The sequence below is a fragment of the Azospirillum sp. UENF 211521 genome (assembly GCF_058780535.1).
Genome location: NZ_JBSNCF010000002.1, coordinates 1,788,401 through 1,815,322, shown reverse-complemented (window position 1 = coordinate 1,815,322; position 26,922 = coordinate 1,788,401). Strand labels below are relative to the sequence as shown.

The 26,922-nt window shown below is 70.5% G+C and carries 28 protein-coding genes; 15 read left to right on the top strand and 13 right to left on the bottom strand.

Annotated features, from left to right (window positions below):
- Window positions 1–459: 459 nt before the first annotated feature.
- The 4 genes from ACWPN5_RS25060 (at window position 460) to ACWPN5_RS25045 (ending at window position 3,259) form a co-directional block, all read left to right on the top strand.
- Entirely contained in the window at window positions 460–951 is a 492-nt protein-coding gene (locus ACWPN5_RS25060; RefSeq protein ID WP_145690211.1) for a MarR family winged helix-turn-helix transcriptional regulator, read from the top strand.
- Window positions 952–1,003: 52 nt separating this feature from the next.
- Window positions 1,004–1,162 carry a hypothetical protein gene (locus ACWPN5_RS25055; protein ID WP_492297983.1) on the top strand — a complete coding sequence of 53 codons (159 nt, stop codon included), beginning with the start codon at window positions 1,004–1,006 and terminating at the stop codon, window positions 1,160–1,162.
- On the top strand, window positions 1,159–1,389 hold the full coding sequence (locus ACWPN5_RS25050; protein ID WP_492297981.1) for a response regulator: 231 nt from the start codon (window positions 1,159–1,161) through the stop codon (window positions 1,387–1,389). Before ACWPN5_RS25055 ends, ACWPN5_RS25050 begins: the two co-directional genes overlap by 4 nt.
- Window positions 1,390–1,558: 169 nt before the next feature.
- Window positions 1,559–3,259 carry a monovalent cation:proton antiporter-2 (CPA2) family protein gene (locus ACWPN5_RS25045; RefSeq protein ID WP_492297980.1) on the top strand — a complete coding sequence of 567 codons (1,701 nt, stop codon included), beginning with the start codon at window positions 1,559–1,561 and terminating at the stop codon, window positions 3,257–3,259.
- A 9-nt stretch (window positions 3,260–3,268) separates the two neighbouring features.
- On the opposite strand, the gene ACWPN5_RS25040 is transcribed toward ACWPN5_RS25045, so the two are convergent.
- From ACWPN5_RS25040 to ACWPN5_RS25020, 5 genes are all read right to left on the bottom strand, one after another.
- A complete protein-coding gene (locus tag ACWPN5_RS25040) occupies window positions 3,269–4,999 on the bottom strand; it encodes a hypothetical protein (RefSeq protein ID WP_492297978.1) in 1,731 nt (576 codons plus the stop codon).
- Window positions 5,000–5,207: 208 nt separating this feature from the next.
- The gene (locus ACWPN5_RS25035) at window positions 5,208–6,248 is read right to left on the bottom strand and encodes a sulfate/molybdate ABC transporter ATP-binding protein (protein ID WP_376997619.1); all 1,041 of its coding nucleotides are present in this window, start codon (window positions 6,246–6,248) and stop codon (window positions 5,208–5,210) included.
- Between the two features lie 13 nt (window positions 6,249–6,261).
- Window positions 6,262–7,122, bottom strand: coding sequence for a sulfate ABC transporter permease subunit CysW (gene cysW, locus ACWPN5_RS25030; protein WP_145690205.1), 861 nt, complete (start codon window positions 7,120–7,122; stop codon window positions 6,262–6,264).
- Window positions 7,112–7,945: a sulfate ABC transporter permease subunit CysT gene (gene cysT / locus ACWPN5_RS25025; protein ID WP_247888524.1), complete on the bottom strand. Its 834-nt coding sequence runs from the start codon at window positions 7,943–7,945 to the stop codon at window positions 7,112–7,114. Before cysT ends, cysW begins: the two co-directional genes overlap by 11 nt.
- 57 nt (window positions 7,946–8,002) lie before the next feature.
- Window positions 8,003–9,070, bottom strand: coding sequence for a sulfate ABC transporter substrate-binding protein (locus ACWPN5_RS25020; protein ID WP_200478855.1), 1,068 nt, complete (start codon window positions 9,068–9,070; stop codon window positions 8,003–8,005).
- A 304-nt stretch (window positions 9,071–9,374) separates the two neighbouring features.
- Between ACWPN5_RS25020 and ACWPN5_RS25015 the strand changes: the two genes are divergently transcribed.
- Entirely contained in the window at window positions 9,375–10,523 is a 1,149-nt protein-coding gene (locus ACWPN5_RS25015; RefSeq protein ID WP_492297976.1) for a hypothetical protein, read from the top strand.
- Between the two features lie 29 nt (window positions 10,524–10,552).
- Here ACWPN5_RS25015 and ACWPN5_RS25010 read toward each other — a convergent pair whose 3' ends face one another.
- Window positions 10,553–11,005 (bottom strand): RrF2 family transcriptional regulator, encoded by a 453-nt coding sequence (locus tag ACWPN5_RS25010; protein ID WP_014198135.1) that lies wholly within the window; start codon window positions 11,003–11,005, stop codon window positions 10,553–10,555.
- 169 nt (window positions 11,006–11,174) lie between these two features.
- Here ACWPN5_RS25010 and ACWPN5_RS25005 point away from each other — a divergent pair, with 169 nt between their 5' ends.
- On the top strand, window positions 11,175–11,807 hold the full coding sequence (locus tag ACWPN5_RS25005) for an MBL fold metallo-hydrolase (protein ID WP_145690202.1): 633 nt from the start codon (window positions 11,175–11,177) through the stop codon (window positions 11,805–11,807).
- Between the two features lie 51 nt (window positions 11,808–11,858).
- Here the strand turns inward: ACWPN5_RS25005 and ACWPN5_RS25000 are convergent, their stop codons facing one another.
- The 3 genes from ACWPN5_RS25000 to cobS are packed head-to-tail and all read right to left on the bottom strand — an operon-like array spanning window position 11,859 to window position 13,849.
- On the bottom strand, window positions 11,859–12,368 hold the full coding sequence (locus ACWPN5_RS25000) for a pyridoxamine 5'-phosphate oxidase family protein (protein WP_014239309.1): 510 nt from the start codon (window positions 12,366–12,368) through the stop codon (window positions 11,859–11,861).
- Between the two features lie 36 nt (window positions 12,369–12,404).
- Window positions 12,405–13,046 carry a histidine phosphatase family protein gene (locus tag ACWPN5_RS24995; RefSeq protein WP_492297974.1) on the bottom strand — a complete coding sequence of 214 codons (642 nt, stop codon included), beginning with the start codon at window positions 13,044–13,046 and terminating at the stop codon, window positions 12,405–12,407.
- Complete coding sequence (gene cobS / locus ACWPN5_RS24990; protein ID WP_492297973.1) at window positions 13,043–13,849, bottom strand: adenosylcobinamide-GDP ribazoletransferase; 807 nt, start codon at window positions 13,847–13,849, stop codon at window positions 13,043–13,045. Before cobS ends, ACWPN5_RS24995 begins: the two co-directional genes overlap by 4 nt.
- Window positions 13,850–14,023: 174 nt before the next feature.
- On the opposite strand from cobS, the gene cobT reads away from it, so the two are divergent.
- Complete coding sequence (cobT, locus tag ACWPN5_RS24985) at window positions 14,024–15,052, top strand: nicotinate-nucleotide--dimethylbenzimidazole phosphoribosyltransferase (RefSeq protein WP_145678649.1); 1,029 nt, start codon at window positions 14,024–14,026, stop codon at window positions 15,050–15,052.
- Window positions 15,053–15,126: 74 nt separating this feature from the next.
- On the opposite strand, the gene ACWPN5_RS24980 is transcribed toward cobT, so the two are convergent.
- Window positions 15,127–15,642 (bottom strand): OsmC family protein, encoded by a 516-nt coding sequence (locus ACWPN5_RS24980; protein ID WP_492297971.1) that lies wholly within the window; start codon window positions 15,640–15,642, stop codon window positions 15,127–15,129.
- Window positions 15,643–15,895: 253 nt separating this feature from the next.
- On the opposite strand from ACWPN5_RS24980, the gene ACWPN5_RS24975 reads away from it, so the two are divergent.
- The 4 genes from ACWPN5_RS24975 (at window position 15,896) to ACWPN5_RS24960 (ending at window position 18,123) form a co-directional block, all read left to right on the top strand.
- Window positions 15,896–16,063, top strand: coding sequence for a hypothetical protein (locus ACWPN5_RS24975; RefSeq protein WP_492297970.1), 168 nt, complete (start codon window positions 15,896–15,898; stop codon window positions 16,061–16,063).
- 68 nt (window positions 16,064–16,131) lie between these two features.
- Window positions 16,132–16,617: a hypothetical protein gene (locus tag ACWPN5_RS24970; RefSeq protein WP_492297968.1), complete on the top strand. Its 486-nt coding sequence runs from the start codon at window positions 16,132–16,134 to the stop codon at window positions 16,615–16,617.
- Window positions 16,618–16,751: 134 nt separating this feature from the next.
- Window positions 16,752–17,093, top strand: coding sequence for a Gas vesicle protein V (locus ACWPN5_RS24965; protein ID WP_145690196.1), 342 nt, complete (start codon window positions 16,752–16,754; stop codon window positions 17,091–17,093).
- A 265-nt stretch (window positions 17,094–17,358) separates the two neighbouring features.
- Complete coding sequence (locus ACWPN5_RS24960; RefSeq protein WP_492297966.1) at window positions 17,359–18,123, top strand: Crp/Fnr family transcriptional regulator; 765 nt, start codon at window positions 17,359–17,361, stop codon at window positions 18,121–18,123.
- Window positions 18,124–18,169: 46 nt separating this feature from the next.
- Here the strand turns inward: ACWPN5_RS24960 and ACWPN5_RS24955 are convergent, their stop codons facing one another.
- Entirely contained in the window at window positions 18,170–18,670 is a 501-nt protein-coding gene (locus tag ACWPN5_RS24955) for a hypothetical protein (RefSeq protein WP_145690194.1), read from the bottom strand.
- Between the two features lie 148 nt (window positions 18,671–18,818).
- On the opposite strand from ACWPN5_RS24955, the gene ACWPN5_RS24950 reads away from it, so the two are divergent.
- Complete coding sequence (locus ACWPN5_RS24950) at window positions 18,819–18,962, top strand: hypothetical protein (RefSeq protein WP_186464949.1); 144 nt, start codon at window positions 18,819–18,821, stop codon at window positions 18,960–18,962.
- A gap of 13 nt (window positions 18,963–18,975) precedes the next feature.
- Here the strand turns inward: ACWPN5_RS24950 and ACWPN5_RS24945 are convergent, their stop codons facing one another.
- Window positions 18,976–19,425 carry a hypothetical protein gene (locus ACWPN5_RS24945; RefSeq protein ID WP_492297964.1) on the bottom strand — a complete coding sequence of 150 codons (450 nt, stop codon included), beginning with the start codon at window positions 19,423–19,425 and terminating at the stop codon, window positions 18,976–18,978.
- 119 nt (window positions 19,426–19,544) lie between these two features.
- Between ACWPN5_RS24945 and ACWPN5_RS24940 the strand changes: the two genes are divergently transcribed.
- Window positions 19,545–21,755, top strand: coding sequence for a helicase-related protein (locus tag ACWPN5_RS24940; RefSeq protein WP_492297963.1), 2,211 nt, complete (start codon window positions 19,545–19,547; stop codon window positions 21,753–21,755).
- 20 nt (window positions 21,756–21,775) lie between these two features.
- Here ACWPN5_RS24940 and ACWPN5_RS24935 read toward each other — a convergent pair whose 3' ends face one another.
- Window positions 21,776–23,425 carry an electron transfer flavoprotein-ubiquinone oxidoreductase gene (locus ACWPN5_RS24935; protein ID WP_492297961.1) on the bottom strand — a complete coding sequence of 550 codons (1,650 nt, stop codon included), beginning with the start codon at window positions 23,423–23,425 and terminating at the stop codon, window positions 21,776–21,778.
- A 145-nt stretch (window positions 23,426–23,570) separates the two neighbouring features.
- Here ACWPN5_RS24935 and ACWPN5_RS24930 point away from each other — a divergent pair, with 145 nt between their 5' ends.
- Complete coding sequence (locus ACWPN5_RS24930; protein ID WP_492297959.1) at window positions 23,571–24,437, top strand: uracil-DNA glycosylase; 867 nt, start codon at window positions 23,571–23,573, stop codon at window positions 24,435–24,437.
- 516 nt (window positions 24,438–24,953) lie between these two features.
- Window positions 24,954–26,912 carry a lytic transglycosylase domain-containing protein gene (locus tag ACWPN5_RS24925; RefSeq protein WP_200477451.1) on the top strand — a complete coding sequence of 653 codons (1,959 nt, stop codon included), beginning with the start codon at window positions 24,954–24,956 and terminating at the stop codon, window positions 26,910–26,912.
- The last annotated feature ends 10 nt before the right edge of the window (window positions 26,913–26,922 follow it).

The window sequence follows — 26,922 nt, the reverse complement described above, 5'->3', positions numbered from 1 at the left end:
GATTTTCACGATCAACGATGTCAAATATCCATTCGCCCGGCGAACCACACAACGCGACGTCCGGCGAACTGGCCGTGGTCGTCATCGGGTTTTTGAAGGCCGGAGAAGCACAAACGATCGTTCGTGCCAGCGGAGGGTCAATCTAGCGCTTACGGCAGAGAGCGTCAAGCCCTTTGTTTCGTATTCACCGAACCGCCTAGGCCGCCTGGGGCGGAAAACGGATCGGCCAGCGCCCTGACCTCCACCCCTCCAGTCTTTCGGGGCGCCCCCTCCGAACCGTGTCCGGCGAGGGAGGCGCTGTATAGGGCAGCGCCTGCCGGCGATCCAGCAAAAAAACTCGCCCTGCGACAGATTCAACTCTGCGCCGGTGATCGCCCGAGCGCGCGGCGACGGCTGGACAGCCCCCGTGCAGCGCCTTTATGGTTTTATCTCGAAACCGCAGGCACAGGGGAAGCCGGCATGCGCCCAAGCGCGCGCGCGACCGCCGAGGTCATGGCGCAGGTTCTGCGGACGACCGCCAGCCTCGCCTTCGCCGATGGGCTGAACCCGGCCCAGTGGGCGGCGCTGCGCTATTTCGCCCAGGCAAACGCGAGCGCCCGCAACGTCGTGGCCTTCGCCCGCCATCACGGGACGACCAAGGGCACGGCGAGCCAGACCATCGCTGCCCTTCTCAAGAAGGACCTGCTGGAGCGGCACCCCAGCGAGACGGACCGCCGTTCCATCCGGCTGACCCTCACGGCGCGGGGACGGGCGACGCTCGCCAACGATCCGCTGAACGAGCTGGTCACCGCCATCGACGGTCTGGCACCGGCCCAGCACGGCGCCCTGGCCGCCGGACTGGACGAACTGCTGCGCACGCTGCTGTCCCGCCGCGCCGAGGGTGGCCTGCGCGCCGGAGACCCGATGGACGCTCCCGGCCATGCCAACCGCAACGGCGCCGCGGCGGACTGAACCGCCCACGCCATCCGCCCTTCACGCCATCGCATTGGGAGCGACGGAGCCCATGGCCCGAATTCTGGTGATCGACGACGTTCCGGCCTTCACCGCACTGCTGCGCATGACGCTGGAGACGCGGGGCCACCATGTGGAGGAGGCCAATGACGGCTTGTCCGGCCTGTCCCTGCTGGAGCGCGAGTCTTCGACCTCGCCATCGTCGACATGATGATGCCGGGCCTGGACGGCGTGGAACTGATCCGCCGCCTGCGCGCCCGTGACGCCCCCCATGCCCCGGCCGTTATCGCCATGTCCGGCGGCACGGACGAGTTCCCGGCGGCTTTCTCGCTGAATTTGTCGGCCATGCACGGCGCCGACCGCGTGCTCTACAAACCCTTCGACACCAGCGAGTTGACCGTCGCCGTGGACGAGCTGCTGGCCGCCCGCGCGGCCTGACGACGCGGCATCACCGCAACAGCGCGATCTTTTTTGAGCGGCGCGGGACTTTTTTTGCGCGTTGCGATCGTTCGCACACCCGCTGCGCTTGCGGCGGTCCGGATTGCGCCGCATACAGACGCCGTCCCGGACGGCCGGTGTCCGGCCCGACCCAGCCAGCGCGCGGCCCATGCACGATCCCAAACTGCTTTTCGACGTCCTGTTCCTGCTGCTGGCGGCGGTGGTGATCGTCCCCCTGTTCCAGGCGCTGCGCATCCCGGCGGTGCTCGGCTATCTGGTGGGCGGGGCGCTGCTGGGTCCGCACACGCCGGGGCCGGTGGTGGACATGGAGCTTCCGCAGGTCCTGTCCGAATTCGGGGTGGTCTTCCTCCTCTTCGCCATCGGGCTGGAGCTGCCGCTGTCGCGCCTGCGGGCGATGCGGCGCTACATCTTCGGGCTGGGGCTGATGCAGGTCGCCCTGACCAGCGCCGCCATCGCCGCCGTCGCCTACGCGCTGGGCGAGGACGTGGCGGCGGCGCTGGTGATCGGTGGCATGCTGGCCTTCTCCTCCACCGCCACGGTGCTGAAGCTGCTGGTCGAGCGGGGGGAGACGGTGGCGCGCTTCGGGCGCGTCTCAGTCGCCGTGCTGATCTTCCAGGATCTGGCCGTCGTGCCGCTGCTGACCCTGCTGCCGCTGCTGGCTGGCGGCGACACCAGCATTCCCTGGGCGCTCGCCCTGGCCGGGGTCAAGGCCGTCGCCGCGATCGGCGCCATCATGCTGCTGGGCCGCTTTGTGGTGCGCCCGGTCTATCACTTCGTGGCCTCGGCCAAGAGCCCGGAAGTGTTCACGGCAACCAACCTGCTGGTCGTCCTGGCGGTCGCCTGGCTGACGGGGGCGGCCGGCATGTCGATGGCGCTGGGTGCCTTCCTGGCCGGCATGCTGATGGCCGACACCGCCTACCGCCATCAGGTGGAGGCCGACATCGAGCCGTTCCGCGGCCTGCTGCTCGGTCTGTTCTTCATGACGGTGGGGATGACGCTGGACCTGCCGGCCATGCTCCAGCGCGCCGACGACATCCTGCTGGTGACCGCAGCGCTGCTGGTCGGCAAGAGCATCCTGCTGTTCCTGCTCTGCCGCCTGTCGGGGCTCGGGCTGGCAACCTCGCTGCGCATCGGCCTGCTGCTGTCGCAGGGCGGCGAGTTCGCCTTCGTGCTGATCGGCAAGGCGACGCGGCTGGCGGTGCTGGAGGGTGAGACGGGGCTTCTGCTGTCCTCCTGCGTGGCGCTCAGCATGGCGGTCACGCCGCTGGTCGGCGCCATCGCCCAGCGGCTGGCCCAGAAGGTCGAGGCCCGCTACGGCGCCGAGGCCTTCGGCGTCGAGACCAGCGACATCACCGGCCATGTGCTGATCGCCGGCTACGGCCGGGTCGGGCGCGCCGTGGCGCGGCTGCTGCGCACCCACGACATCCCCTACGTCGCGCTGGACCTCGACCCGCAGCGGGTGGCGGCGGCGCGGGCCGAGGGGCTGCCGGTCTACTACGGCGATTCCAGCCAGATCGGCGTGCTGCGCGCCGCCGGGATCGAGCGGGCGCGGGCCGCCGTCATCACCGTCAACCGCCCCGACATGGCCGAGCGCGCCGTGGAGGCTATCCGCCGGGCCGCCCCGCGCCTGTCCATCGCCGCCCGCGCCCATGATCTCGACCGCGGCGCACGGCTGAAGAGGGCCGGGGCCAGCGCCGTGGTGCCGGAGACGCTGGAGGCCAGCCTGCAGTTGGCCAGCCTCGTGCTGCGCACCGCCGGGGTGGACGCCGAGACCATCGACCAGAGCCTGAAGAGCGTCCGCGACCGCGGCTATGACGCGCTGAGCGAGCCGGCCGGGCAGAACGATTGAGCGATCGCGTCAGCGCTCGACCCGCCAGAGGTCGAAGACGGTGCCGCGGTAGACCTCCTGCGCGCCCGCCGGTGGCGTCAGCCCGGCCGCGTGGAAGACGTTGGAGAACATCACCAGCACGTAATCGTACTTGTCCCGCCAGCCGATGTAATGCGGGCAGGGCTCCACATGGTCGCGCAGGGTCGCCTCCCCGGGGCGGGAGAGCAGGCGCACGTCCACCGGCACCCCCTCGTAGATCGCCATGCAGCGGTCACGGTAGGGCTGGGTCACGGTCAGCGGTTGCTTGCCGGGATGGCTGAACAGGGTCGGGACGAAGGCGCGCCGCTCCACGGTGATCAGCGACGGCAGATGGATCAGGCTGGGCAAGGCGACCAGCGCGTGCCGCCAGGGCGGCTGGGTGAGCAGGAACTCCCGCGTGTTGCAGCAACCGGCCTCCTGCCCCGCCCAGGTGATCAGGACGGAGCGTCCGGGTTCGATCCGCTCCATGGCGCGGCGCAGGTCGGCCACGTCGTCCTCGTAGGCCAGCCAGTTGAGAGTCAGCACGCCGGTCCGCACCGTCAGCAACGCGAGCAGCCCGGCGGCGAAGGCCGCCGCGGCGCGGGCCGAGGGAAAGCGGATGTCGGTGCCGGCGACCAGCAGGAAGGCCGCCAGAATCCAGAAGCGGATCGACACGAAATAGGTGCCGAAGAAGGGGTCCGGCACGACGAAGAAGGCCAGCACGAACAACCCCACCGCCAGCATCATCGCCGGCGCGGCGCGCAGCCAACCGGCCAGACGCGCCGCCACCATCCCGCCCAGGATCAGCAGCAGCGTCGCGACGTCCAGCAGCGTGTTGTAGTTCAGGACCGGGGCCAGCATGTCGTGCAACCGGTAGCGCCACTGCTTCAGCTCGGTCAGCTTCTTCAGCCGCCAGTAGACCTCCTTCAGCAGCAGGACCGGCGTGCTGTCGCGCGCGCCCACCGCCGCCGCGTCGGACTGCAGGAGGTGCGTCCCCACCGTGCCGGCGAACAGCGCCGCGGGAAGGGCCAGCAGCGCGGCGAAGCGCAGGGCGTCGCGCCCGAGGTTGGCGAGCGTCAGCGGCTTGCGCCCCCGCCCCACATACTTCACCGCCTCCACCGCGAACAGGCAAAGCAGGAAGGAGCCGAGCACGATGGCGTGAGCGAAGTAGAGGAACAGCGCGCAGCCCATCCCCACCGGCACCTGCCAGCGCCGCCCCGCCAGCGCGATCCACAGCGACAGCCCAACCAGCAGGAAGCCGAGGCCGAGCGAGAAGCTCATGAAGCCGCCGATCAGCGTGGCGTTGTAGATGAACAGCGCGCCGCACAGCGGCCACAGGCTCCACCGCCCGAACAGCGTGCGGTTCAGCAGCATCGCCCCGAACAGGGTGAGCAGCCCGGCCAGCGCCATGTAAACGCGCCCGGCGACGTACAGCGGCAGCACGCTGGCCAGCGGCAGCATCACCGCCTCCATCAGCAGGTTCGGAACCGGCGTCAGGGAGGCGGTGTAATGGTCGCCCAGAAAGGGGTCGGTCCGGTAATGCAGCAGCACGTCGACCCGCGCCAGATGGTTCGGGTAGTCGAGCAGCGGCGGCATCTCCACCAGGATGAGCGGCAGCAGAAGCAGCGCGAGGATCACCGGCAGCACGAGCAGCAACGGCGGCGACCAGGCTCCGGCCCCGGCGCCTGTCCGCAGGGCGGCGGCGGCGTGGCCGGGGGCCTGCGACAGTCCTGAATGGTCCACCGGAGCCTCCTGCATTTGGTGCAATGCGGAAGGCTCAACACATCCGCCGTCCGCATCGCCAGAAGGCAATGGCGTTACGAGTCGGCGTTGGACTTAGTCCACGGCCCGGACGGGGCAGGCTCCATGGTCCACAGAAACCCCGTTCGCATGAGGCGGGGCGCCCTCCCCGCCCCTTTTCGCGGATAGGGCGGGCGCCGTCATGCCACCGTCAGGGTTGCGGGAAGACGCGGGCGCGGTCGATGTGGACGGCGCACTGGTCGCCGGGGCGCAGACCGAGGGCGGAGAGCCGCTCGCGGTCCATTTCGGCCTCCAGCGGCAGGCCGGCGAGGTCGATCTCGATCCGCGCGTCCGGCCCCACCACATGGATGCCCGACACCCGGCCCGGCCCGCCGGCGCTGGGGCTGAGACCCAGGTCGTGCGGGCGCACATAGGCGATGGCCGGGCCGCGGACCGTGCCATCGGCGGGGATGGACAGCGCCCCGTTGGCCGTCCGCGCCACCCCGTCCGCCACCACGCAGTCGAAACGGTTCACCTGCCCGAGGAATTCGTAGACGAAGGCCGAGGCCGGGCGGTCGTAGACCTCCGCCGGGCTGCCCACCTGCTCGATCCGGCCCTGGCTCATCACCACGACGCGGTCGGCCAGCTCCAGCGCCTCCTCCTGGTCGTGGGTGACGAAGACGGAGGTGATGTGGATGTCCTCGTGCAGCTTGCGCAGCCAGCGCCGCAGCTCCTTGCGCACCTTGGCGTCGAGCGCGCCGAACGGCTCGTCGAGCAGCAGCACCTTCGGCTCGATGGCGAGCGCGCGGGCCAGCGCCACGCGCTGCCGCTGCCCGCCGGAAAGCTGCGCCGGGTAGCGGTCGGCAAAATGGGCGAGCTGGACCAGCTCCAGCAGTTCCATGACGCGCCGCTTGATCTCGGTCGAGGCCGGGCGCTGGCCGCGCGGCCGCACCTTCATCCCGAAGGCCACATTCTCGAAGACGGTCATGTGGCGGAACAGCGCGTAATGCTGGAAGACGAAGCCGACCTGCCGCTCGCGCGGGGTAAGGCTCAGCGCCTCCTCCCCGTTGAGCAGGAGGCTGCCGGAGTCGGCGAACTCCAGCCCCGCCATGATGCGCAGCAGGGTCGTCTTGCCCGAGCCCGACGGGCCGAGCAGGGCCAGAAGCTCGCCGGAACGGACTTCGAGGTCCACCGCGTCGAGCGCGCGGAAACTGCCGAATTGCTTGGTGATGCCGGATACCTGGATGGCCATGACGTGCGTCGCCTCAATGCCGGGTGGCCGCCAGCTCAGCCCCGAAGCGCCATTCCAGCACCGACTTCACGACCAGCGTGACGAGGGCGAGCATGGCCAGCACCGAGGCCACCGCGAAGGCAGCGACCAAATTGTATTCGTTGTAGAGAATCTCGACATGCAGGGGCATCGTGTTGGTCTCGCCCCGGATGTGGCCGGACACCACCGACACCGCGCCGAACTCGCCCATCGCGCGGGCGTTGCACAGCAGGACGCCGTACAGCAGGCCCCATTTGATGTTGGGCAGGGTGACGCGCCAGAAGGTCTGCCAGCCCGACGCCCCCAGCACCAGCGCCGCCTCCTCCTCCTCGTTGCCCTGCTCCTGCATCAGCGGGATCAGCTCGCGGGCGACGAAGGGGAAGGTGACGAAGACGGTGGCAAGCACCAGCCCCGGCACGGCGAAGATGATCTGGATGCCCTGCGACTTCAGGAACGGCCCCATCAGCCCGTGCAGCCCGAACAGCAGCACGTAGATCAGGCCGGAGATCACCGGCGACACCGAAAACGGCAGGTCGATCAGCGTGATCAGCACGTCCTTGCCGCGGAAGTCGAACTTGGCGATGCACCAGGACGCCGCCACGCCGAAGAGGAGGTTCATCGGCACGGCGATGGCCGCGACGATCAGCGTCAGCTTGATCGCCGCCACCGCGTCCGGCTCCACCAGGGCCGCCCAATAGGCGTCCGTGCCGCGGCGCAGCGCCTCGACGAAGACCGAGACCAGCGGCAGCACCAGGAACAGCAGCAGGAAGGCCAGCGCCGTGGCGATCAGGAGCCCCTTCACCCAGCGGCTGTCGGCCAGCGCCGGGGTGAACCCGACGGCTTTCTTAACGAGCATGGCGCGACCTCATCCAGGCTTGCAGCAGGTTCAGGGCGAGCAGCAGAACGAAGGACGCCATCAGCATCAGCACGCCGACCGCGGCGGCGCCGGCATAGTCGTACTGCTCCAGCTTGATGACGATCAGCAGCGGAAGGATTTCCGACAGGCCGGGAATGTTGCCGGCGATGAAGATCACCGAGCCGTACTCGCCCACCCCGCGGGCGAAGGCCAGCGCGAAGCCGGTCAGCAGGGCCGGCAGGAGTGCGGGGAACACCACCCGCCGGAAGGATTGCCAACGCGTGGCGCCCAGCGCCGCGGCGGCCTCCTCCTCCTCCGGCGGCAGGTCCTGGAGGATCGGCTGCACGGTGCGCACCACGAAGGGCAGGCCGATGAAGGTCAGGGCGATGGCGATGCCCAGCGGCGTGAAGGCCACCCGCAGCCCGAACCACTCCATCAGCAGGGAGCCGATCCAGCCGTTGGGCGCGTACAGCGCGCTGAGCGCGATGCCGGCGACCGCGGTGGGCAGGGCGAAGGGCAGGTCGACCAGCGCGTCGACGATCCGGTCGCCGGGGAAGCGGTAGCGCACCAGCACCCAGGCGACGATGAAGCCGAAGACGGCGTTGATCGCGGCGGCGGCCAGCGACAGCCCGAAGCTGACCTTGAAGGCGGCCAGGACGCGCGGCGTCAGCACCGCGTCCCAGAAGCCGGACCAGCCCAGCCCCGCCGCCTTCAGCGCCAGCGCGGCCAGCGGCAGCAGGACGATCAGGGACAGATAGGTCAGCGTGAATCCCAGGGTCAGCCCGAAGCCGGGCAGGACGCTGGGTTTTCGAAGAACGCTCAACACCGTGCCCCCCGTATTGGGAAGCACGGCGTCGCTGGTGGTTGCCGCGACCACGGGTCAGCGGCCCTTCTGGTAGATCTGGTCGAAGACGCCGCCATCCGCGAAATGCTTCTCCTGCGCCGTGCGCCAGCCCCCGAAGGAACCGTCGATGGTCACAAGCTTAACATTCGGGAAGCGATCCGCATACCGCGCAGCGACCTCCGGAAGGCGCGGGCGGTAGAAGTTCTTCGCCGCGATCTCCTGCGCTTCGGGGGTGTAGAGGAAGTTCAGGTAGGCTTCCGCCGCCTTGCGCGTGCCCTTGCGGTCGACCACCGAATCGACGACCGTGACCGGCGGCTCCGCCAGGATCGACAGCGACGGCACGACGATGTCGAACTTGTCGGCGCCGAACTCCTGGAGCGACAGGAAGGCTTCGTTCTCCCAGGCCAGCAGCACGTCGCCGAGCTGCCGCTGCGTGAAGGTGACGGTGGAACCGCGGGCGCCGCTGTCCAGCACCGGCACGTTCTTGAACAGGTCGCCGACGAACTGCTTGGCTTTGGCCTCGTCGTTGCCGTTCTTTTCCAGCGCGTAGGCCCAGGCCGCCAGATAGTTCCAGCGCGCCCCGCCCGAGGTCTTCGGGTTCGGGGTGATGACCTGCACGCCCGGCTTCAGCAGGTCGTCCCAGTCCTTGATCTGCTTCGGGTTGCCCTTGCGGACCAGGAAGACGATGGTCGAGGTGTAGGGGGAGCTGTTGTTCGGCAGGCGCGTCTGCCACGTCTTCGGCAGGGCCCCGGAGTCGGCGATGGCGTCGATATCGTACGCCAGCGCCAGCGTCACCACGTCAGCGTCCAGCCCGTCGATGACCGAGCGCGCCTGCTTGCCCGACCCGCCGTGCGACTGCTTGACGGTCACCGTCTGGCCGTTTTCCGCCTGCCATTTCTTGGCGAACGCCTTGTTGAACTCCACATAGAACTCACGGGTGGGGTCGTAGGAGACGTTCAGCAGCGTGGTCTGCGCCTTGGCCGGCGCGATGGTCAGCATGGCGAGGGCAACGCCCGCGGCCAATGCGGACAGGCGGCCTGTGGAGAGCCGGCCAACGGAAAACCGGTTCGCGCGGAGCGCGGAGAGCCGATCACGAAACGACATGGCACACTCCCTCGGTATGGTTCATTGGGGGGCGGTCACCGGCCCTTGAGGCCATGCGCCGCACCGCTGTTCACAAAGCCGGCGCTCGCGCCGTATCCACACTCTTTATAATGTATATGCAATATCCATTTGCCTCCTAGAGTTTGCATGAATCGGCGAAGGCCGCAAAGCTGTTTTTTGTCATTCCCTGCAACGCAGCGGGACAATTCCACAGGCGCTGTCAAATTCGGCCCCGGATCGCGCTGGAAGCGAAACGCCGGATCGCTATCATGCGCACCCCTTCCGCCCCTTGTCCCGAACGGCCATGTCCGCAACAGCCCAATCCCCCTCCTCTGCACTTCTGACCGGCCTTCTGGAGGCTGAGCGCGCGCTCGGCCGGCTGGCGGAGGTGGTGCGGGACCCGACGCGGCGGCGCCGGCTGTGGGCTGACGCGGCGCGGCGGGAGTCCTGCGCGGCGGCCCGGCTCGACGGCGTTGCGGTGGACCCGGCGGAGTTTCTGGTGGCGACCATCGGCACCGACCTCGTTCCCACCGCCGGGCGGGGAGCGGCGCAGTCGGTCCGCGCGCTGTGGCAGGGTGCCCTGTTCACGCAAGGCGTCATCGCCGCCCCCGCCCGCCGCGCCGAAAGCGCGCGGGTGCCCTTCCCGGCGAGCGGAGCCGCCGCCGATGCTTGGCGGGCGGTGGCGGAACTGGAGGCCGGGACGGACACCCGCTTCGCCTTCCCGACGGACGACGAGGATGACGCCGCCGCGCTCTTCACGGACGAGGCGCCCTTGCCCTGGACGATGGGCTGGGCAGAGGCGCTGTGGCGCTGCCTTCAGGCGGAGGTGTCCGGCCGCGATCCCGGACGGCTGGCCTTCTCGGCGGACCGCGAGGCGGAGGCCGCCACCCTGCTCAAGCGGCTGGACCAGGCCGGTGATCAGCCGGCGCTGCTCGGCGGCGTGGGGATGCTGGCCGAACTGCTGCGCCCAGCGCCCGATCTGCGGATTCCCGGCTGGGCCGTGCCCTCGGCCCGGCTGATGGGCGCGCTGGCGGTGGCGCGCTGCTGCCGGGTGCCGAACGTCTGGCTGCCGATGTCCGTCACGCTGCACGCCGACCGCACGGCCGCCAGCCTCGCCGCACGCGGTCGGGAGGAGGGATGGCGGCTGTGGCTGGCCGACACGGTGGCGGAGACGGCGCGGCGGGAGCGGGAGCGCGCCCTGTCGCTGGACCGCAGCGCGGAGGGCTGGCAGCAGAGGGTGGGCGCCAAGCGCCGCAATTCCCGCACCCCGGACCTGCTGGAGCTTCTGTTCGAGGAGCCCGCCCTGACCGTGCGGCGGGTGCAGAAGCGGCTGGGCAGCACCTTCCGCGGCGCCCAGCTTCTGGTGGACGAGCTTCTGGAGGTGGGAATCCTGCGCGAGGCGACGAACCGCGCGCTGGATCGCGTGTTCATCGCCGTGGATTTGGTGCCTTGAGCCGTCGCGTCCGGATCAGCGGTCCGCAATCAGATGTCGAAGTTGACGGGCAGGCCGCCGGTCGCCTGACGGTGGCGCAGGGCGTCGGACAGGGTCTGGTTGTCGAGCACCTGGGCGGTGGCGTCGCGCACCTGGACCATCAGCCAGCGCACCGAACAGGTCGGCGGGTCGATGCAGTCCTCGCAGGGGCGGAAGGAATTCTTGCTGGCGCAGGGGATCGGCGCCAGATGCCCGTCGATCAGCCGGATCACCTCGCCGAAGGAAATCTCCTCCGCCGGGCGCGCCAGACGATAGCCGCCGCTCTTGCCGCGCTTGGCGAACAGCAGACCATGCTTGCGCAGTTCCACCAGAATGGCTTCCAGGAACTTGCGCGGAATGTTCTCCCGCTCGGCGATTTCGGCGATCAGGACGAGTTCGTCATCCGTCCGTTCGGCCAGCATGATCAGAGCACGCAGGGCGTATTTGGCTTTTTGCGACAGCATTCGGTCCGGCACCGCCCCCCGCGGCGGAATGGGATAAAGATAAAGTGCCCTCCATATAGCCGTGTTGCCCAGGAATTGGTACCGGTTCTTGCCCTGGAAAACGGTGGCGCGTAAGGTCGTGCACGAATCGATCCCTGACCATTGATCATTGACCGGCGAAGGACGCGGCATGCAGACCATCATCGTTCCCGTCACTCCGTTCCAGCAGAACTGCACGGTGCTCTGGTGCCCGGAGACGATGAAGGGCGCCGCCGTCGATCCCGGCGGCGACCTGCCGCGCGTCCTGCGCGCTGCCCAATCGAAGGGCGTGACCCTGGAGAAGATCCTGGTCACCCACGGCCACATCGACCACGCCGGTGCCGTCGCCGACCTCGCCGACGAGTTGAAGCTGCCCATCGAGGGGCCGCACCGCGAGGACCAGTTCTGGATCGACGGCATGCCGATGCAGAGCCAGATGTTCGGCTTTCCGCCGGTCCGCTCCTTCACGCCGGACCGCTGGCTGGAGGAGGGTGACACGGTGACGGTCGGCAACATGACGCTGGATGTGCACCACTGTCCGGGCCACACGCCGGGCCATGTGGTCTTCGTGCACAAGCCCAGCAAGATCGCCATCGTCGGCGACGTGCTGTTCCAGGGCTCCATCGGCCGCACCGACTTCCCCAAGGGCAACCACGGCGACCTGATCGAGTCGATCCGCAGCAAGCTGTTCCCGCTGGGCGACGACGTGACCTTCATCCCCGGCCACGGCCCGACCTCGACCATCGGCGAGGAGCGCCTCTACAACCCCTTCCTCAACGACTGAGCGTCTCGGAAGATCGCGGCGGGGCTCGGCCCCCGCCGCGACCGGCTCCCCTTACTGGAACGCGATCTTCGCGTGATCCCCCGGCTTCGGCGGTTCACCGGTGATCTTTGCCTTCACATAGCCGTAGGCATAGACCATCGCGCTCGACGGGCTGTCCCAATATTCGGCCTGATCGACGCTGACCTTCAGCAACGCAAGGTCGGGATCGTCCACCCCCTGGGGAAACCAGGTGGACAGGATGTCCCGCCACAGGAAACGGATCTTGTCGCGGTCGCGCACCGTCTCCGCCACCCCGGACACCGACACGTAGTCCTGCTTGTCGGGGTCGGCGTAGGACAGGTTGACGCGCCAGTGCGTCTTCAGTTCATGGACCTTCGGCGAGTCGGCCCGCGTAAAGAACCACAAGGTTCCATCGTCGAACCCCGCGTGCGGCAGGGTCGCCATCGGGCGGGAGTGCAAAATGCCGTTCTCGTCCAGCGTCGTCATCATGCAGATGCGGACGCCCTTGATCATGCCCCAGAGCTTCTCGGCGGCCTCGCGATCGTCAGCGCTTCTTGCCATGGTCTGACCCTCTATTGGTAGCCCAACGGAGTCCGGTCAACGCCCGCTGCCCGAAAAGGTTCCGAGCGCGTTCATGGCCGTGACCGACCAGGAACCGCCCCCATCACTGCCCAACTCACCGCCGCCGTGATGGTCGATCCGCGACAGCGACAGCGGCGCCACCGCCAGCCGCAGCGCCGCCTGCGGGGTCAGGTCCAGCGCCAGCGCCAGCGCGGCGCGGATCGACCCGCCATGGATCACCGCCACGATGTCGCGCCCGGCGTAGGCCGCGGTCAGCCGGGCGACGGCGACGGCCACCCGCCCCATCACCGCCGCGAAGCTCTCGCCGCCCGGCGGGGCCTCCCGCGCCGGGTCGGCCCAGAAGCGCCGGGCCTCCTCGGGGCGGTGTTCCGCCACCCCGTCGTGCGACAGCCCTTCCCAGCGCCCGAAATCCTGTTCGGCCAGCGCCCGCTCGACCAGCGCCATGTCGCTGCCGGGCAGGCGCAGCGCCGCCGCCGTCTGCCGCGTCCGGCGCAGGTGCGAGGTCACCCAGACCGCCCGCGGCGGCAGCCGCGCCGCCAGCGCTGCAAGCGCGTCGGAATCGCCAATGTCGGCGGGGAGGTCGGTCCGCCCGTAGATCAGCCGGTCCGGATTGGGGACGGGGGCGTGGCGGATCAGCCACCAGCGCGTGGTCGTCATGCCGCCATCGCGGCCAGGGTGAGCAGAACGGCGGCCTCCGCCACCTGTTGGGCGGCGCCGAACACGTCGCCGGTGTGGCCGCCGATCTGCCGCCGCGCCTGCCACGCCACCGCCAGGACCGCCAGGACCGCCACCAAAGCCACCGCCGGAACAGCGCCGGGGGCCAGCCCCTTGACCGCCAGCGCCGCCACGCCGAGCGCCAGCGCGAGCGACAGGGCCACCGTGCCGGGCGACGGGCGCCCCTGCCGGGCGGCCAGCCCGTCGGCGCGGGCCGGGTCCAGGGCGCGGGCGATCACCGCCATGCCGCCGCGCGACAGGGCGCCGGAGGCGAGCAGCGCGGGGATGACCGCGCGCGGCTCGACCAGCGCGGCCAGAGCCGCGGCGCGGACGGCGACCGAGAAGACGATGGCGAGCACGCCGTAGCTGCCGACCCGGCTGTCGCGCATGATCTCCAGCTTGCGGGCCTTGTCGCGCCCGCCGCCGAAACCGTCCGCGACGTCGGCCACCCCATCCTCGTGCAGGCCCCCGGTCAGCCAGACCATGGCGCCCAGCGCCAGCAGAGCCCCCGGCAGCGGCGGCAGATGGGCCAGCGCCGCCAGCCCGTAGACGGCCCCGCCGAACAGACCGACGCCGGCGCCGACCAGGGGAAACCAGCCCATGGCGCGGGCGTGGGCGTCGTCGGCGAGCGGGCCGGACAGGCGCAGCGGCAGCCGCGTCAGGAAGACGACGGCCAGCGCCAGATCGCCGACCCAGCGGGGGACGGTCCGGCGGACGGCGGACGGGACGGTGGAATCCTCAGGCATGGCGCTTCGGAGTACGGCAAGCCCGGGCCCGCCGCAACGGATAACAGACCGGCAACGGGTGACAGGGTGGACGAGAGGCGCTTTGACAGCGGGTCGGGAATGGTCCAAGGTCGCGCCGCTTTTTTCATCGATCCCCGATCGCATCCTCTGCCGTCAGCGCCAGGACCCTTCGCCATGAGCAACCCGCAGCCCGCCATCACCTTCGAGGAAATCCGCGCGCTGGTGCGCAACCTGCCGGGGCCCGACCTCGACGCCGGCACGGCCGCCCTCCAGCGCGAACGGCAGCTCACCAAGCCGGCGGGCGCGCTCGGCCGGCTGGAGGAGATCGCCCAGTGGATGGCGACGTGGCAGGGCCAGCACCCGGCGGAGGTGCGCCGGCCGCGCGTCGCCGTCTTCGCCGGCAACCACGGGGTCGCCGCCCGCGGCGTGTCCGCCTACCCGGCGGCGGTGACCGCCCAGATGGTCCAGAACTTCCAGAACGGCGGCGCCGCCGTGAACCAGCTCTGCGAGGTGGCCGACGCCGACCTGCGCGTCTACGAGCTGGACCTCGACACCCCCACCGCCGACTTCACCGAAGGCCCGGCGATGGGCGAGCAGGACTGCTGCCAGGCGATGGCCTACGGCATGATGGCCGTGGAAAGCGGCGTCCAGCTTCTGGCGCTCGGCGAGATGGGCATCGGCAACTCCACCGCCGCCGCGGCGCTCTGCCACGCGCTGTTCGGCGGCGAGGCCAAGGACTGGACGGGCCGCGGCACCGGGGTGGACGACGAGGGGCTGGCACGCAAGGTCGCCGCCGTCGAGGCCGGTCTGGCCGCCAACCCGCAGGCCAAGGATGACCCGTTCGAGGCGCTGCGCTGCTTCGGCGGCTATGAGCTGGCGGCCATCGCCGGCGCCATCCTGGCGGCCCGCATGGCGCGGGTGCCGGTGCTGCTCGACGGCTACGCCTGCACGGCGGCGGCGGCGGTGCTGTTCAAGGCCGACCGCCGGGCGCTCGACCATTGCATGGTCGCCCACCGCTCGGTGGAGCCGGGCCACGACCATCTGCTGGCGGCCATCGCCAAGGAGCCGCTGCTCGATCTGGGGATGCGCCTGGGCGAGGGCTCGGGGGCCGCTCTGGCCATCAACATCGTGAAGTCGGCCTGCGCCTGCCACGCCGGCATGGCGACCTTCGCCGACGCGGGCGTCAGCACCCGGCGGGCATAAGGGGACAGGACATATAAGGGGACGGGGCGTGAGGGGGCGGGGCGTTCCCGCCCCGAACCCGCCCGGCGCTCCCGTCACCCCTGTCCCGTCTCGATGGTCAGCGCCATCGGCAGCGGGTTGGCCAGCGTCTGGTAGACGACGCAATAGCGCTCGGTCAGCTTGGTCAGGGTGGCGATGCGCTCCGGCGGCTCGTCGGTGTCCAGCTCGAAGCGCAGGCGGATGGAGCGGAAGCCGACCGGCGCGTCCTTCGCCACGCCCAGCGTGCCGCGGAAATCCAGGTCGCCTTCCGCCGAGACCGCTCCCCCGCGCAGGTTGAACTCCAGCGCCGTGGCGACCGCCTTCAGCGTCACGCCGGCGCAGGCCACCAGCGCCTCCAGCAGCATGTCGCCGGAGCAGGCCTGGGTGCCCGGTCCGCCGGTCGCCGGGTGCAGACCGGCCTCGACCAGCGCGCGGCCCGTGTCCACTTTGCAGGCGATGCCGGAATCGTCCAGCGTCCCGCGCGCCTTCAGCGTGACCACCGCGGACTCCGGGGCGTCCTTGTACTTGTCCTTCAGCGGCGCCTGGCGCGCGCGCAGATCCTGTGCATCCATACCCGTGCGTTTCCTCTGTACGGTTCGGCTTCTTGATTTGTGCGACCCGCGGATGATGGACCGCAAAGACCATCCCGGCAATGCCCAAAGCAAGGCCCGCCGCCCCATCCCCCTGCTCCTTTTTTGCGCCTCTTTTTGTTGCTCGTCCGCCGGCGGTGCTCGGGCGTAAGGTTTCGTTAACGAAACACGGGATGCGGGAGGTGGAACCATGTTGCGGTTGGGTACGAAGGTCCGGCATCATGGACGGGACGCCATGGTGATCGCCCGGACCCTGGGGGGGCATCCATCCTACGACCTGCGGTTGGTCGACGGCACCATCGTGAAATACGCCCTGGAGGCGGACTGCGAGGCGCTGCCCGCCGACGGCGGCTTCCCGCCGCCCCCCGCCGGAGCGAGCGCGGCGGCGGGCCGCCCGGGCTGAACTCCCGGCGGTCGGCGTCGGGCAACAGCGCCGTTGCCGAAACCCGTCCATCCGCGCACTATCGCGCCATGGAACGGCTGGAAGATGATGGCGGCGACCCGCGGCGGCGCTGGCGGGTGATCGAGGGCGGCGGGGCTCCCGTCGAAGCCACCACCGCGCCCCGCGTTGGTGACGCGCGCCCGGACGGCGTCGTGGAGGCCGCGGCGCGCCCGGTCCCCGAGGATTACGGGCTGACGCGGGAGGATTTGCGGATCTGGTACGCGCCGGGCCGCGTCGGCGCCGCGCTGGCCGTGGCGGCCACGGTGGGCATGGCGGCGGTGCAGGCCTACGACGCCGGGCGGTTGTCCGATCCCTGGATCCTGGGCGCCCTGCCCGGCCTGCTCACCGGCACACTGATCGGTGGCTTCGCCGGGATGGGGCTGATGGTGCTGGTCCACTGGTGCGACCCGCTGGTCGGCATGGCCTGGCCGGCCTACGCGCGGCTGCGCCGATACCGGGACGCGCTGGCCGCCGCGGTCGCCGCGGAGCGGAGCGTCAACGAACGGATGCCCTGATCGCCGCGAAGAACCACCGGACAACACAGCGCTCACGCTGCCACCAGCGGTGGAAATGAACGGCCTATCCCATTCGAGAGATGGTGCAGCGGCGTGTCGACCCAATCTGCTTAAGAGCAGACAGGAGAAACGCAGTGAACCGATTCGACGAAAAAGTCTATCGCGTGACCAAGCGCCGGGACGGGCCGAGCCTCCCGGAGCAGAAGAGTCAGTTGCTCCGCCTGAAGCAGGATCTCGAACAGTTCAAGTCCCGTCAGGCGGGCGCCGCGGTCGTCGGCAGCCTGCAGGCGCGCATCCGCGAGCTGGAATCCTCGATCTCCCGCGCCGAGGCGGCCCGGGTCACCGACCGGGATTCCCGCCGCCCGCGCGGCGACGAGGAGGACGCGGAATCCGGCGACATGACGATGCCGGACGGCACCATGCGCGCCACCTCCAGCCGCTTCCCGCCGCGCGGCCGGCCCGGCCGGACCTTCTGAGCCGCGGCGAGCCAAGACCCCGACGAATTCTCCCTCAAATTCTCCCTTACGGCCCGGACCACACTCCGGGCCGTTGCGCTGTCCGGTTGCCGCGTTGCCGGAGCGATGCGGTGTCCGGTTGATCCAGATCAGGGCGGGTCCTGGTCGGAATTCATACCTTTGGCTCGGTTCCGAGACCTTAGTCTGATGCTTTGGTCGGAGCCGATCGTCCGAATCGAGCGCGCCCTTGCCGGCGCCGAAGCGAGACAGACCAGAGGTGCATGTCATGACCTTCTCCGTCGCCACCATCGCCGACGCCGCTGTTGCCCCGCCGCCGATGACCGCCCCGCAGCCGCGTGCGGCGGAGACGGTGACCGGCCGCTGCGCCGGCTGCTCGGCGCGGAGCAAGGGGCTGTGCGGCGCCCTGGGCGCCGGGGACCTGCCGGACCTGTCGACGACGTCGCGTCCGCTGGACCTGCTGTCGGCGACTCCGGTGGTGATGGAGGGCGAGGAGGCCTTGGCCGTCTTCACCGTCATGTCGGGCATGCTGAAGCTCTACAAGACCCTGCCGGACGGCCGTCAGCAGATCACCGGCTTCGCCACCGCCGGCGACGTGATCGGGCTGGCCGTCGGCAGCGTCTACGCCTACACCGCGGAGACGGTGACCGCCTCCACGGTCTGCCGCATGTCGCGGACGGCCCTGCGCCGCCTGATGGAGCGGCACCCGGCGGTCCAGGGGCGGCTGCTCGCCATGACCTCGGTCGAGCTGTCGGCGGCGCAGGACCAGATCCTTCTGCTCGGCTGCAAGACGGCGGTGGAGCGGGTGTCCAGCTTCCTCCTCGCTTTGTCGCGGCGGTCGCGGCCCCTGGCCGACGGCACGCCCAGCGCCTTCCTTCCCATGCCGAAGGTGGACATCGGCGCCTATCTCGGCCTGCGTCCCGAGACGCTGTCGCGCGTGCTGCGCAAGCTGGAGAGCGCCGGAGCGATCACCCGCCTGACCAACGACCGCATCCGCATCGAGAATCCGGCGGCCCTCGAAGCCGCCGCCTGATTCCCGGATCGTTCCTTCAGTCCCAGTTCCTTCAGGCCCCGTTCCTTCAGGCCCGGCCCGCCACCGGATAGCCCTCGGCGCCGAACCCCGCCGCCACGTCCTTCACGAAGGCCTGCCCCACCCGGCGGTAGCCCAGCCGGCCGAACAGGCCCGCGGCGTCGAGCTTCGGCGCGGTCGCCGCGACGACGCAGCCGCGCTCGTCCACCACCACCGTCGAACAGCCCAGCTTGCGCGCCAGCAGGTCGATGCCGTCGGCCTGCGCCGCCGAGGTCACCGCCGCGTCGAACAGCCCCACCGCGATGAAGATCGGCACCGTCAGCACGCGGATCATCCCCTCGGCGCTGACGCGGTAGCAGAACAGGCCGCGGATGTGGCCGTCGCTCATCTCGCAGGCCATCACCCCGCCGTCGCCGCCGTCCTGCAGGAAGAGGGAGGCGACCTGCCGCCACTCGTCCAGGGTCATGTCACGGTGCAGGGTCTGGACGACGGGCAGCGCCTGATCGGCCTGGGTTTTGGCGAGCGGGGAGAGAATGAAGCTTCTGGGCATGGGGGGCGATCCTTTCGCGGGCATTGTCCGCGATGCCCGGGGCCGCCGCTTTGATTTTGGTCATGCGCCGCGCGGGTGGCGGACGCAAGGGAGCGATTGCGCGGGTGCGGTGTTTCCCCAAGGACAGCGTCCATCACCGGGAACCGATATGAGCCGAACCGTCATGAGTCCCTACCCGCCGCCCCGGCAGGAACCCGACGTGCCGATCCCCATGCCGCTGCCGCCCGACGCCCCGCCGGACGAGCCGGTGGAGGCTCCGCCGATGCCCGGCGAGCCCCAGGAGCCCGTGTAGCGAATCCTTGAGGTCAGGGCTTGCGGCGGTAGAGCGCCATGGCGCGCTCCAGGATGCCGGGCGACGAGTAATCGCCGAGGAACAGGTCGCCCAACGCGCGGCGCATCCGCGCCCGGATGCGGGAGCGGATGGCGTTGCGCAGCGCCTCCTCCTGCATGTGGCAGCGGCGGCAGAGATTCTTCGGGCGGGCGTCCGGGTTGCCGGAGGGGCGGACCGGACGCACGACGACCTGCACATCACGGGTCTCGGCATACTCCACCACATCGGGCCAGGCCGCCCGCCGCCCGCGCCCGTCGCGCCAGGTCTGGTCGGCGGCGTCGTACCAGCGCCCGTCCGGCAGGCAGCGCACGACGGCACCGCCGGGCCGCCCGCAGCAGCGGCAGCGGTTCTCCCCGCTGGCACTCTTGCGGTGGGCCGGATCGAGGTCGGGTCGGAGAATCTTTGCGCGGAGCGGTCTGGTCATGGCTTGATGCCTGCCTCGGGGCCGGGACTGCCCCTGCGGGACGTGGCTCATGACATGGATGGCCGCGGACCGCCAGTGCGAATTTGTGAAAAGTTCTCCAGAGACCGCGCCCTATGGACATGACCTCTCTTGATGAGTCGGCCGACCCGCATCTGGTGCACGAGCTGGCCAGCGCCCACCCCGACGTGGTCACCGCCGCCGCGGCGGGCGTGGCGCGGGTGGCCCATGGCGAGGGGCTGGGTCTGGTGCCGCTCGGCCTGCCGCTGCCCAAGGGCAAGCGCGACCTGCTGGTCCCGGCGGAGCGCCGCGAGGCGGTGCTTCTGGAAATCCACGGCACGCTCGACCGCGCGCGGCGGCGCAACGCCCTGCTCGCCCAGGGGCGCCGCGCGCTGGAAGGCTGGTCCACCAGCCTGCACCCGGCGGACGACCGCACACGGGTCCGGGCGGTGCGCAGCGACGACCTGCCCTGGCCCGGCCTGCCCGCCCCGGTGCGGCTCCAGGTGTCGCGCGTGCTCGACGCCATGGAATTGGCCGATCTGACGGACGACGATCTGGCCCTGCGGCTGGAGGCCGACCCGGCGCTGGCCTCCGCGTTGGAGGACGCGCTGTCGCGCGCCGCCGCCCGGCTGCACCGCTACGCCGGGGAGGCGGAAGGGGCGGAGGATGGCTGGACCTTCGCGTCGCTGGCCGACCGGCTGTCCCGCGCCGCCCGCAACCGCCACGGGGTGGACGAGCTGCTGGAGCGCTGGGACCGCGAGTTCGCCGTGTGGCGGCGCGAGCGGGCGGAGGCGCGCGGCCGCGCCTATGTGGACCGGCATTTCGACCTCGCCCGCTTCGAGAAGCTGTTCCCGGTGGCCCGCGGACTGGGGCGGCGGCTGGTCCTGGTGGTCGGCCCGACCAACTCCGGCAAGACCCACCACGCCATCGAGGCGCTGAAGGGCGCCTGGGACGGCATCTATCTGGCGCCGCTGCGCCTGCTGGCTCTGGAGGTGATGGAGCGGCTGAACGCCGAGGGCACGCCTGCCTCCCTGCTGACCGGCGAGGAGGCGATCACGACGCCGGGCGCCCGCCACACCGCCTCGACCATCGAGGTGATGGACCCCGACCGCCCGGTGGAGGTGGCGGTGATCGACGAAATCCAGATGCTCGCCGACCCCGACCGCGGCTGGGCCTGGACGGCGGCGCTGATGGGCGCCCCGGCGGAGACCGTCTACATCCTGGGCGCTCCGGAGGCCCGCCCGCTGGTCGAGCGGGTGGCGGCCCATCTCGGCGAGCGGCTGGAGGTGATCGAGCTGGAGCGCAAGGTGCCGCTGACCCTGATCGACCGCCGCCTGAACTGGGAGGAGGTGGAGCCCGGCGACGCCCTGATCGCCTTCTCCCGGCGGGAGATCCACACGGTGCGCGACACGCTGCGCGCCAAGGGCCTGTCGGTCGCCGCGGTCTACGGCGCGCTGGCCCCGGAGGTGCGGCGGCGCGAGGCGGCGCGCTTCCTGTCCGGCGAGGCCGACGTGGTGGTGGCGACCGACGCCATCGGCATGGGATTGAACCTGCCCTGCCGCCGCGTTCTGTTCACCGCGCTGGAGAAGTTCGACGGGACCAGCGTCCGCCCGCTGAGCGCGACGGAGGTGAAGCAGATCGCCGGCCGCGCCGGGCGCTTCGGCAAGTTCGAGTCGGGGGAGTTCGGCGTGGTCGGGCGGGGCACGCCGCAGGCCCTGCGCAGCCTGCTGGAGAAGGCGGACGGGCGGCTGCGCGCCGACGCCCCGCTGACCGTACGGCCGACCCGCGCCATGCTGGCCCGTCTGGCCGATCACATCGGGACGGAGGAGACCGTTCTGCTGCTGGACTGCGTCGCCGACGCCCGCACGGCGGGGTCGCCCTACCGGGTGGGCGACCTGTCGGGGATGCGGCGGCTGGCGGTGATGCTGGACGAGCGGCGGCTGAGCCTGCCCGCCAAGCTGGACCTGCTGCTGATCCCCGCCGACCTGGAGGACGAGGCGGAGGCGCGCATCCTCGCCGCCATCCTCGGCGCGGTGGAGGCCGGGGAGCCGTCGCCCCTCGGGCGCTTCGTCCCGGCGCGGCTCGACGGGCTGGACGGGGCGGCGCTGGAGGGGCTGTCGCGGGCCTGCGACCTCTATTACTGGGCGGCGCGCAAGTTCCCGACCCTGTTCCCGGAACGGGAGGCGGTGCGCAGCCGCCGCGGCGAGATCAGCCGGCGGCTGGCCGACCTGCTCGCCACGCGCGGGGCGCGGTCCGCCGGGCAGCGGCGCGAGCCGCCGCCCAAGGCCGGTTTCCGCGGCGCCCCGCGCAAGCGCTTCGGCCCGCGGCGGTAGAGGAGCGGGAAAGCAGGACCTTACATCCCGCCCGGATAGTTCGGTCCCCCGCCGCCCTCGGGGACGACCCAGTTGATGTTCTGGGTGGGGTCCTTGATGTCGCAGGTCTTGCAGTGCACGCAGTTCTGCGCGTTGATCTGCAGCCGCGGGTCGCGGCCGTCCTCCGCCCGCACGATCTCGTACACCCCCGCCGGGCAGTAGCGCGTCTCCGGAGCGTCGTAGAGCGCCAGATTGACCGCGATCGGCACCGACGCGTCCTTCAGCGTCAGGTGCGCCGGCTGGTCCTCCTCGTGGTTGGTGTTCGACAGGTACACCGACGACAGACGGTCGAACGACACCACCCCGTCGGGCTTGGGATAGGCGATCTTCGGCATCTCCGACGCCTTCTTCAGCGTCTCATGGTCGCCGTGCCGGTGGTGCAGCGTCCACGGCGACTTGCCCTTGGTCGCCGTCTCGTAGGCCGCGTTGGCCAGACCCGCCCACAGCCCCTTCTGGAAGCCCGGACGGATGTTGCGCACCGCGTGCAGTTCCGACCACACCCAGGACGCCTTCAGCTTCTCCGGATAGGCCACCGCCTCGCGCGCCGGGGCTTCAGCCGACAGCAGCTCATGGACCGCCTCGGCCGCCAGCATGCCCGACTTCATCGCGGTGTGGTTGCCCTTGATCTTGGGCACGTTGAGGAAGCCCGCCGCGTCGCCGACGATCACTCCGCCGGGGAAGGTCAGCTTGGGGATCGATTGGAAGCCGCCCTCCGACAGCGCCCGCGCGCCGTAGGCGATGCGCCGCCCACCCTCGAAGGTCGGGCGGATCGCCGGGTGGGTCTTGTAGCGCTGGAACTCCTCGAACGGCGACAGGTGCGGGTTCTCGTAGTCGAGCCCGACCACGAAGCCGACCGACACCAGGTTGCCCTCCATGTGGTAGAGCCAGGAGCCGCCGTAGGTCTTGGGGTCCATCGGCCAGCCGATGGTGTGGACGATCAGGCCGGGCTGGGACTTGGCGGGATCGACCTCCCACAGCTCCTTGATGCCGATGCCGTAGGTCTGGGGGTCGGCGTCGCGGCGCAGGTCGAAGCGCTCGAACAGCGTCTTGGTCAGCGAGCCGCGGCAGCCCTCGGCGAAAATGGTCTGCTTGGCGTGCAGCTCCATGCCCGGCGTATAATTGGCGGTCTTCTCGCCGTCCTTGCCGATGCCCATGTCGCCGGTGGCGACCCCCTTGACGGCGCCCGTGTCGTCGTAGAGCACCTCCGCCGCGGCGAAGCCGGGGTAGATCTCCACACCCAACTCCTCGGCCTGGGCGGCCATCCAGCGGGCGAGGTTGCCGAGGCTGATGATGTAGTTGCCGTGATTGTGCATCTGCGGCGGGGCGAAGGGCGACTTCAGCGCCTTGGTCTCGGTGAGGAAGAGGAAGCGGTCCTCGCGCGCCGGGGTGGTGAGCGGCGCGCCCTTCTCCTTCCAGTCGGGGATCAGCTCGTCCAGCGCGTGCGGCTCGAACACCGCGCCGGAGAGCAGGTGGGCGCCGACCTCCGAGCCCTTCTCGACGACGCAGACCGACAGCTCCTGCCCGGCCTCGTTGGCGAGCTGTTTCAGGCGGATGGCCGCGCTCAGGCCCGACGGGCCGGCTCCGACGACAAGGACGTCGTACTCCATCACCTCGCGCGGATCGCGATCCATGGTCCCCATGCCTCCCGGTTGATTGAAGCGCCGGGGCCATTTCCGCAGGGTCCGGCGGCTTTCGGAACGGCGTATGCCTTTTGCACCCGCCAAAAAGGATATCTAAGCCCATGTAAGACCACAGGAGCCGTGGTAAGGTCAAACGATGATTGACCAATCCGACATCCTCGCCGCCCTGCGCTGGCACGTCGACATCGGATGCGACGAAGCCATCGGGGACGAGCCCCTGGACTGGGCGACGCTGGCCGCCCGGCCGGCGGTGGCGCGCGCGCCGGCCGGCGCGTCCGCGCTGCCGCCCGCCGCGGCGCGCCCCGCCCCGGCGGCGACGCCGCGGTCGGCGTTCGGTGGTCCCTCCGGCGCGTCGATGTTCGGCGCACCCACGGCGGCGGACCTGCCGCTGGGCGCCAGCGAGGCCGGGGCGAGCGCCCGCGCCCGCGCCGCCGAGGCGCGCAGCCTGGAGGAGTTGGAAGCGGCCTTGCGCGCCTTCGATGGCTGCCCGCTGAAGGCGACGGCGATGAACACGGTCTTCGCGGACGGTAACCCCGCCGCGGACATCATGCTGATCGGCGAGGCGCCGGGCGAGGACGAGGACCGGCAGGGCAAGCCCTTCGTCGGGGTTAGCGGCAAGCTGCTCGACCGCATGCTGGCCCAGGCGGGACTCGACCGCAGCACGGTCTACATCAGCAACATCCTGCCCTGGCGTCCGCCCGGCAACCGGTCGCCGACCCAGGCGGAGATCGCCGCCTGCCTGCCCTTCCTGGAACGGCACGTCGAGCTGATCGGGCCGAAGGTTCTGGTGCCGCTGGGCGGCACCTCCGCCAAGACCTTGCTCAACCGGGCGGAGGGTATCACCCGCCTGCGCGGCCGCTGGTTCGACTACGCCTCCGCCGGCCTGTCCGGCCCGGTGCCGGTCCTGCCGATGCTGCACCCGGCCTATCTGCTGCGCAACCCGATCGCCAAGCGCGAGGCGTGGCGCGACCTGCTGACCCTGCGCCAGCGTTTTCCGGGCTGAGTCAGCGCAATCGTCGTTTTTCCCCCACCCTAACCCTCTCCCGCTGCGCGGGGGAGGGGACGGACGTCGCTTCGCGTAAGGCACGCTCTCCCTCGCAGAGGGGGAGGGCCGGGGTGGGAGCACGCCTTCACGATGGTTAACAGCGCTGATTTCTAAAATGTCCCGCTTATTGCGTTTATTCTTGCACGCTCCTTCGAACATTCGAGATCCGTAGACATTCCAAACATTGCTCAAGTACTTCGAAAGATCGGATTGGTTTACCAAGTCGCCGCTATGCCGTTGCGCCAATCCGGACAGAAAGGCCCATGACCTTGCGCCAAACGGGTCTTCCCACCGGGCTAGGGCCATTTTTCCGCCCCCACTAAGTTGCTGAAAACCCTTGCGAACAGACAGCCTCAACCGCTGTTGGGGAATCATCTTCTTGCGATTCCCGTCCACTGCGGTTATTCGAATACCATGTTCCGGATATTGTGCAGCGCAGCAAACACCGTCTCGCTGCGGCGGAAGGTCCTGGGAATGGCGGGAGTGGCGTTGGCGCTGTGCGCGGCGCCCGACCCGACGGGCGGCTATCGCCCGGCCCAGGCCGGCCTTGTGATCCACGCACCGGATGGGCGCCCCGTCGTCCCGCCGGGATTCGATCGTGCCGAGCAGAACCTGCTGCTGGCGACGGACGCCGACGCGCGTGCCCTGCAGTTGACGGAAGAGGATGCCCGCCATTACCGGCGCATCTTCGCCCTGCAGGAACGGGGCGAGTGGGAAGGTGCCGACTGGGAAATCCGCCTGCTGCACGACCGTCGCCTGATGGGCCATGTGCTGCGCCAGCGCTACCTGCACCCCGACCGCAAGGCGAGCTACGACGAATTGGCCGGCTGGCTCCAGCGCTACGGCGACCTGCCGGGCGCCGAGCGCATCCACGCCCTGGCCCAGCGCCGCGCCCCCGCCGGCCAGCAGCGCGCCCTGAAGCCGCCGCGCGGCGGCGACGGCGAGCGGCTGACCGGATCGCTGGAGCGGCTGGGCGGCCTGCGGCCGGAACCGCTGCCGGAAACCGTCTCCGACGAGGACCCGTCCGACCCGGACAAGAGCGCCGAGGCGGCCGAGGACAAGGCGAGGCTCACCGTCGCCCCGCGCAGCCGCACCGCCAGCCGCAGCACTCCCGCCACCCCGTCCCGCGTGACCGAGCTGCTGCGCGCCGGCAAGCCGGGGGCCGCGCTCGCCCTGCTCAACCAGGACGACTTCGGACGCAGCCTCGACCCGGTGCAGTACGACCAGGCGCGGGCGCGCATCGCCGCTTCGCTCTATTATTCCGGCGACGTGACACAGGCGCTGTCGCTGGCCTCGGCCAGCGCCGCCCGTTCCGGCCCGGCCCTGACGGAGGCGCATTGGATCGCCGGCCTCGCCGCCTGGCGGCTGAAGCAGTACGACCGCGCCGCCCGCCACTTCACCAATCTGGCCGAGGCTGGACCGCGATCGCCCTGGCTGGCTTCCGCCGCCGATTTCTGGGCCGCCCGCGCCCACGCCCGCCGGGGCCGCGAGGAGCAGGCCCGCGCCCATCTGGCCGCCGCGGCGCGCTACCCGCACACCTTCTATGGGCTGCTCGCCCACCGCAAGCTGGGCGGTTCAGGCGACCTCAACTGGCGCACGCCGGAGCTGACCGGGGACCATCTGAAGGCGCTGTCCGCCCTGCCCGGCGGCACCCGCGCCATCGCCCTGATCCAGGCCGGCCAGCGCGAAGCGGCGGAGCTGGAACTGCGCCGCATCCACCCGCGCGGCGACGCGCTGGCCGAGCAGGCGCTGGTGGCGCTGGCCGACCGCGCCGGACTGCCGGGGCTGGCGCTCCAGGTCGGCAACGCGGTGGCCGGACCGGACGGCGCACCCTACACGGCGGCCCTCTACCCGGTGCCGCACTGGAAGCCGCGCGACGGCTTCGCCGTGGACCGCGCGCTGGTCTTCGCGGTGATGCGCCAGGAATCGCGCTTCGACCCGAAGCTGGTCAGCTCCGCCGGCGCCACCGGCCTGATGCAGATCATGCCAGCCACCGCCCAGCATGTGCAGGAGCGCAACGCCGACATCGGCGAGGCCGACGCCGGCCGCACCGGCCTGTTCGACCCCTCCACCAACATGGAGCTTGGGCAGCGCTACATGGCGGAGCTGCTGAACAGCCAGGACATCGGCAACAACCTGTTCCTGCTGGCCGCCGCCTACAACGCCGGCCCCGGCACACTGGCGCGCTGGCGGCGGGACCTGTCGGACATCGGTGACGACCCGCTGCTCTTCATCGAGAGCCTGCCCTACGCCGAGACGCGGAACTACGTCGAGAAGGTCGTCGCCAACTTCTGGATCTACCGACTGCGGTTGGGGCAGGAAATCGAATCGCTGGACGCCGTTGCGGCGGGCGGCTGGCCGGTCTATATGCCGGTGGATGTCTTCCCGGCGGCCCGGTCCACACAGGTCGCGCAGCACGGCGACGCCCCCTGACCGAAGCCCC

Coding starts and splice junctions, on each gene's coding strand:
- ACWPN5_RS25060 (WP_145690211.1), top strand. CDS start 460: ATGCGCCCAAGCGCGCGCGCGACCGCCGAGGTCATGGCGCAGGTTCTG.
- ACWPN5_RS25055 (WP_492297983.1), top strand. CDS start 1,004: ATGGCCCGAATTCTGGTGATCGACGACGTTCCGGCCTTCACCGCACTG.
- ACWPN5_RS25050 (WP_492297981.1), top strand. CDS start 1,159: ATGATGATGCCGGGCCTGGACGGCGTGGAACTGATCCGCCGCCTGCGC.
- ACWPN5_RS25045 (WP_492297980.1), top strand. CDS start 1,559: ATGCACGATCCCAAACTGCTTTTCGACGTCCTGTTCCTGCTGCTGGCG.
- ACWPN5_RS25035 (WP_376997619.1), bottom strand. CDS start 6,248: ATGGCCATCCAGGTATCCGGCATCACCAAGCAATTCGGCAGTTTCCGC.
- cysW (WP_145690205.1), bottom strand. CDS start 7,122: ATGCTCGTTAAGAAAGCCGTCGGGTTCACCCCGGCGCTGGCCGACAGC.
- ACWPN5_RS25020 (WP_200478855.1), bottom strand. CDS start 9,070: ATGTCGTTTCGTGATCGGCTCTCCGCGCTCCGCGCGAACCGGTTTTCC.
- ACWPN5_RS25015 (WP_492297976.1), top strand. CDS start 9,375: ATGTCCGCAACAGCCCAATCCCCCTCCTCTGCACTTCTGACCGGCCTT.
- ACWPN5_RS25010 (WP_014198135.1), bottom strand. CDS start 11,005: ATGCTGTCGCAAAAAGCCAAATACGCCCTGCGTGCTCTGATCATGCTG.
- ACWPN5_RS25005 (WP_145690202.1), top strand. CDS start 11,175: ATGCAGACCATCATCGTTCCCGTCACTCCGTTCCAGCAGAACTGCACG.
- ACWPN5_RS25000 (WP_014239309.1), bottom strand. CDS start 12,368: ATGGCAAGAAGCGCTGACGATCGCGAGGCCGCCGAGAAGCTCTGGGGC.
- ACWPN5_RS24995 (WP_492297974.1), bottom strand. CDS start 13,046: ATGACGACCACGCGCTGGTGGCTGATCCGCCACGCCCCCGTCCCCAAT.
- cobS (WP_492297973.1), bottom strand. CDS start 13,849: ATGCCTGAGGATTCCACCGTCCCGTCCGCCGTCCGCCGGACCGTCCCC.
- cobT (WP_145678649.1), top strand. CDS start 14,024: ATGAGCAACCCGCAGCCCGCCATCACCTTCGAGGAAATCCGCGCGCTG.
- ACWPN5_RS24980 (WP_492297971.1), bottom strand. CDS start 15,642: ATGGATGCACAGGATCTGCGCGCGCGCCAGGCGCCGCTGAAGGACAAG.
- ACWPN5_RS24975 (WP_492297970.1), top strand. CDS start 15,896: ATGGTGATCGCCCGGACCCTGGGGGGGCATCCATCCTACGACCTGCGG.
- ACWPN5_RS24970 (WP_492297968.1), top strand. CDS start 16,132: ATGGAACGGCTGGAAGATGATGGCGGCGACCCGCGGCGGCGCTGGCGG.
- ACWPN5_RS24960 (WP_492297966.1), top strand. CDS start 17,359: ATGACCTTCTCCGTCGCCACCATCGCCGACGCCGCTGTTGCCCCGCCG.
- ACWPN5_RS24955 (WP_145690194.1), bottom strand. CDS start 18,670: ATGCCCAGAAGCTTCATTCTCTCCCCGCTCGCCAAAACCCAGGCCGAT.
- ACWPN5_RS24950 (WP_186464949.1), top strand. CDS start 18,819: ATGAGCCGAACCGTCATGAGTCCCTACCCGCCGCCCCGGCAGGAACCC.
- ACWPN5_RS24945 (WP_492297964.1), bottom strand. CDS start 19,425: ATGACCAGACCGCTCCGCGCAAAGATTCTCCGACCCGACCTCGATCCG.
- ACWPN5_RS24940 (WP_492297963.1), top strand. CDS start 19,545: ATGACCTCTCTTGATGAGTCGGCCGACCCGCATCTGGTGCACGAGCTG.
- ACWPN5_RS24935 (WP_492297961.1), bottom strand. CDS start 23,425: ATGGATCGCGATCCGCGCGAGGTGATGGAGTACGACGTCCTTGTCGTC.
- ACWPN5_RS24930 (WP_492297959.1), top strand. CDS start 23,571: ATGATTGACCAATCCGACATCCTCGCCGCCCTGCGCTGGCACGTCGAC.
- ACWPN5_RS24925 (WP_200477451.1), top strand. CDS start 24,954: ATGGCGGGAGTGGCGTTGGCGCTGTGCGCGGCGCCCGACCCGACGGGC.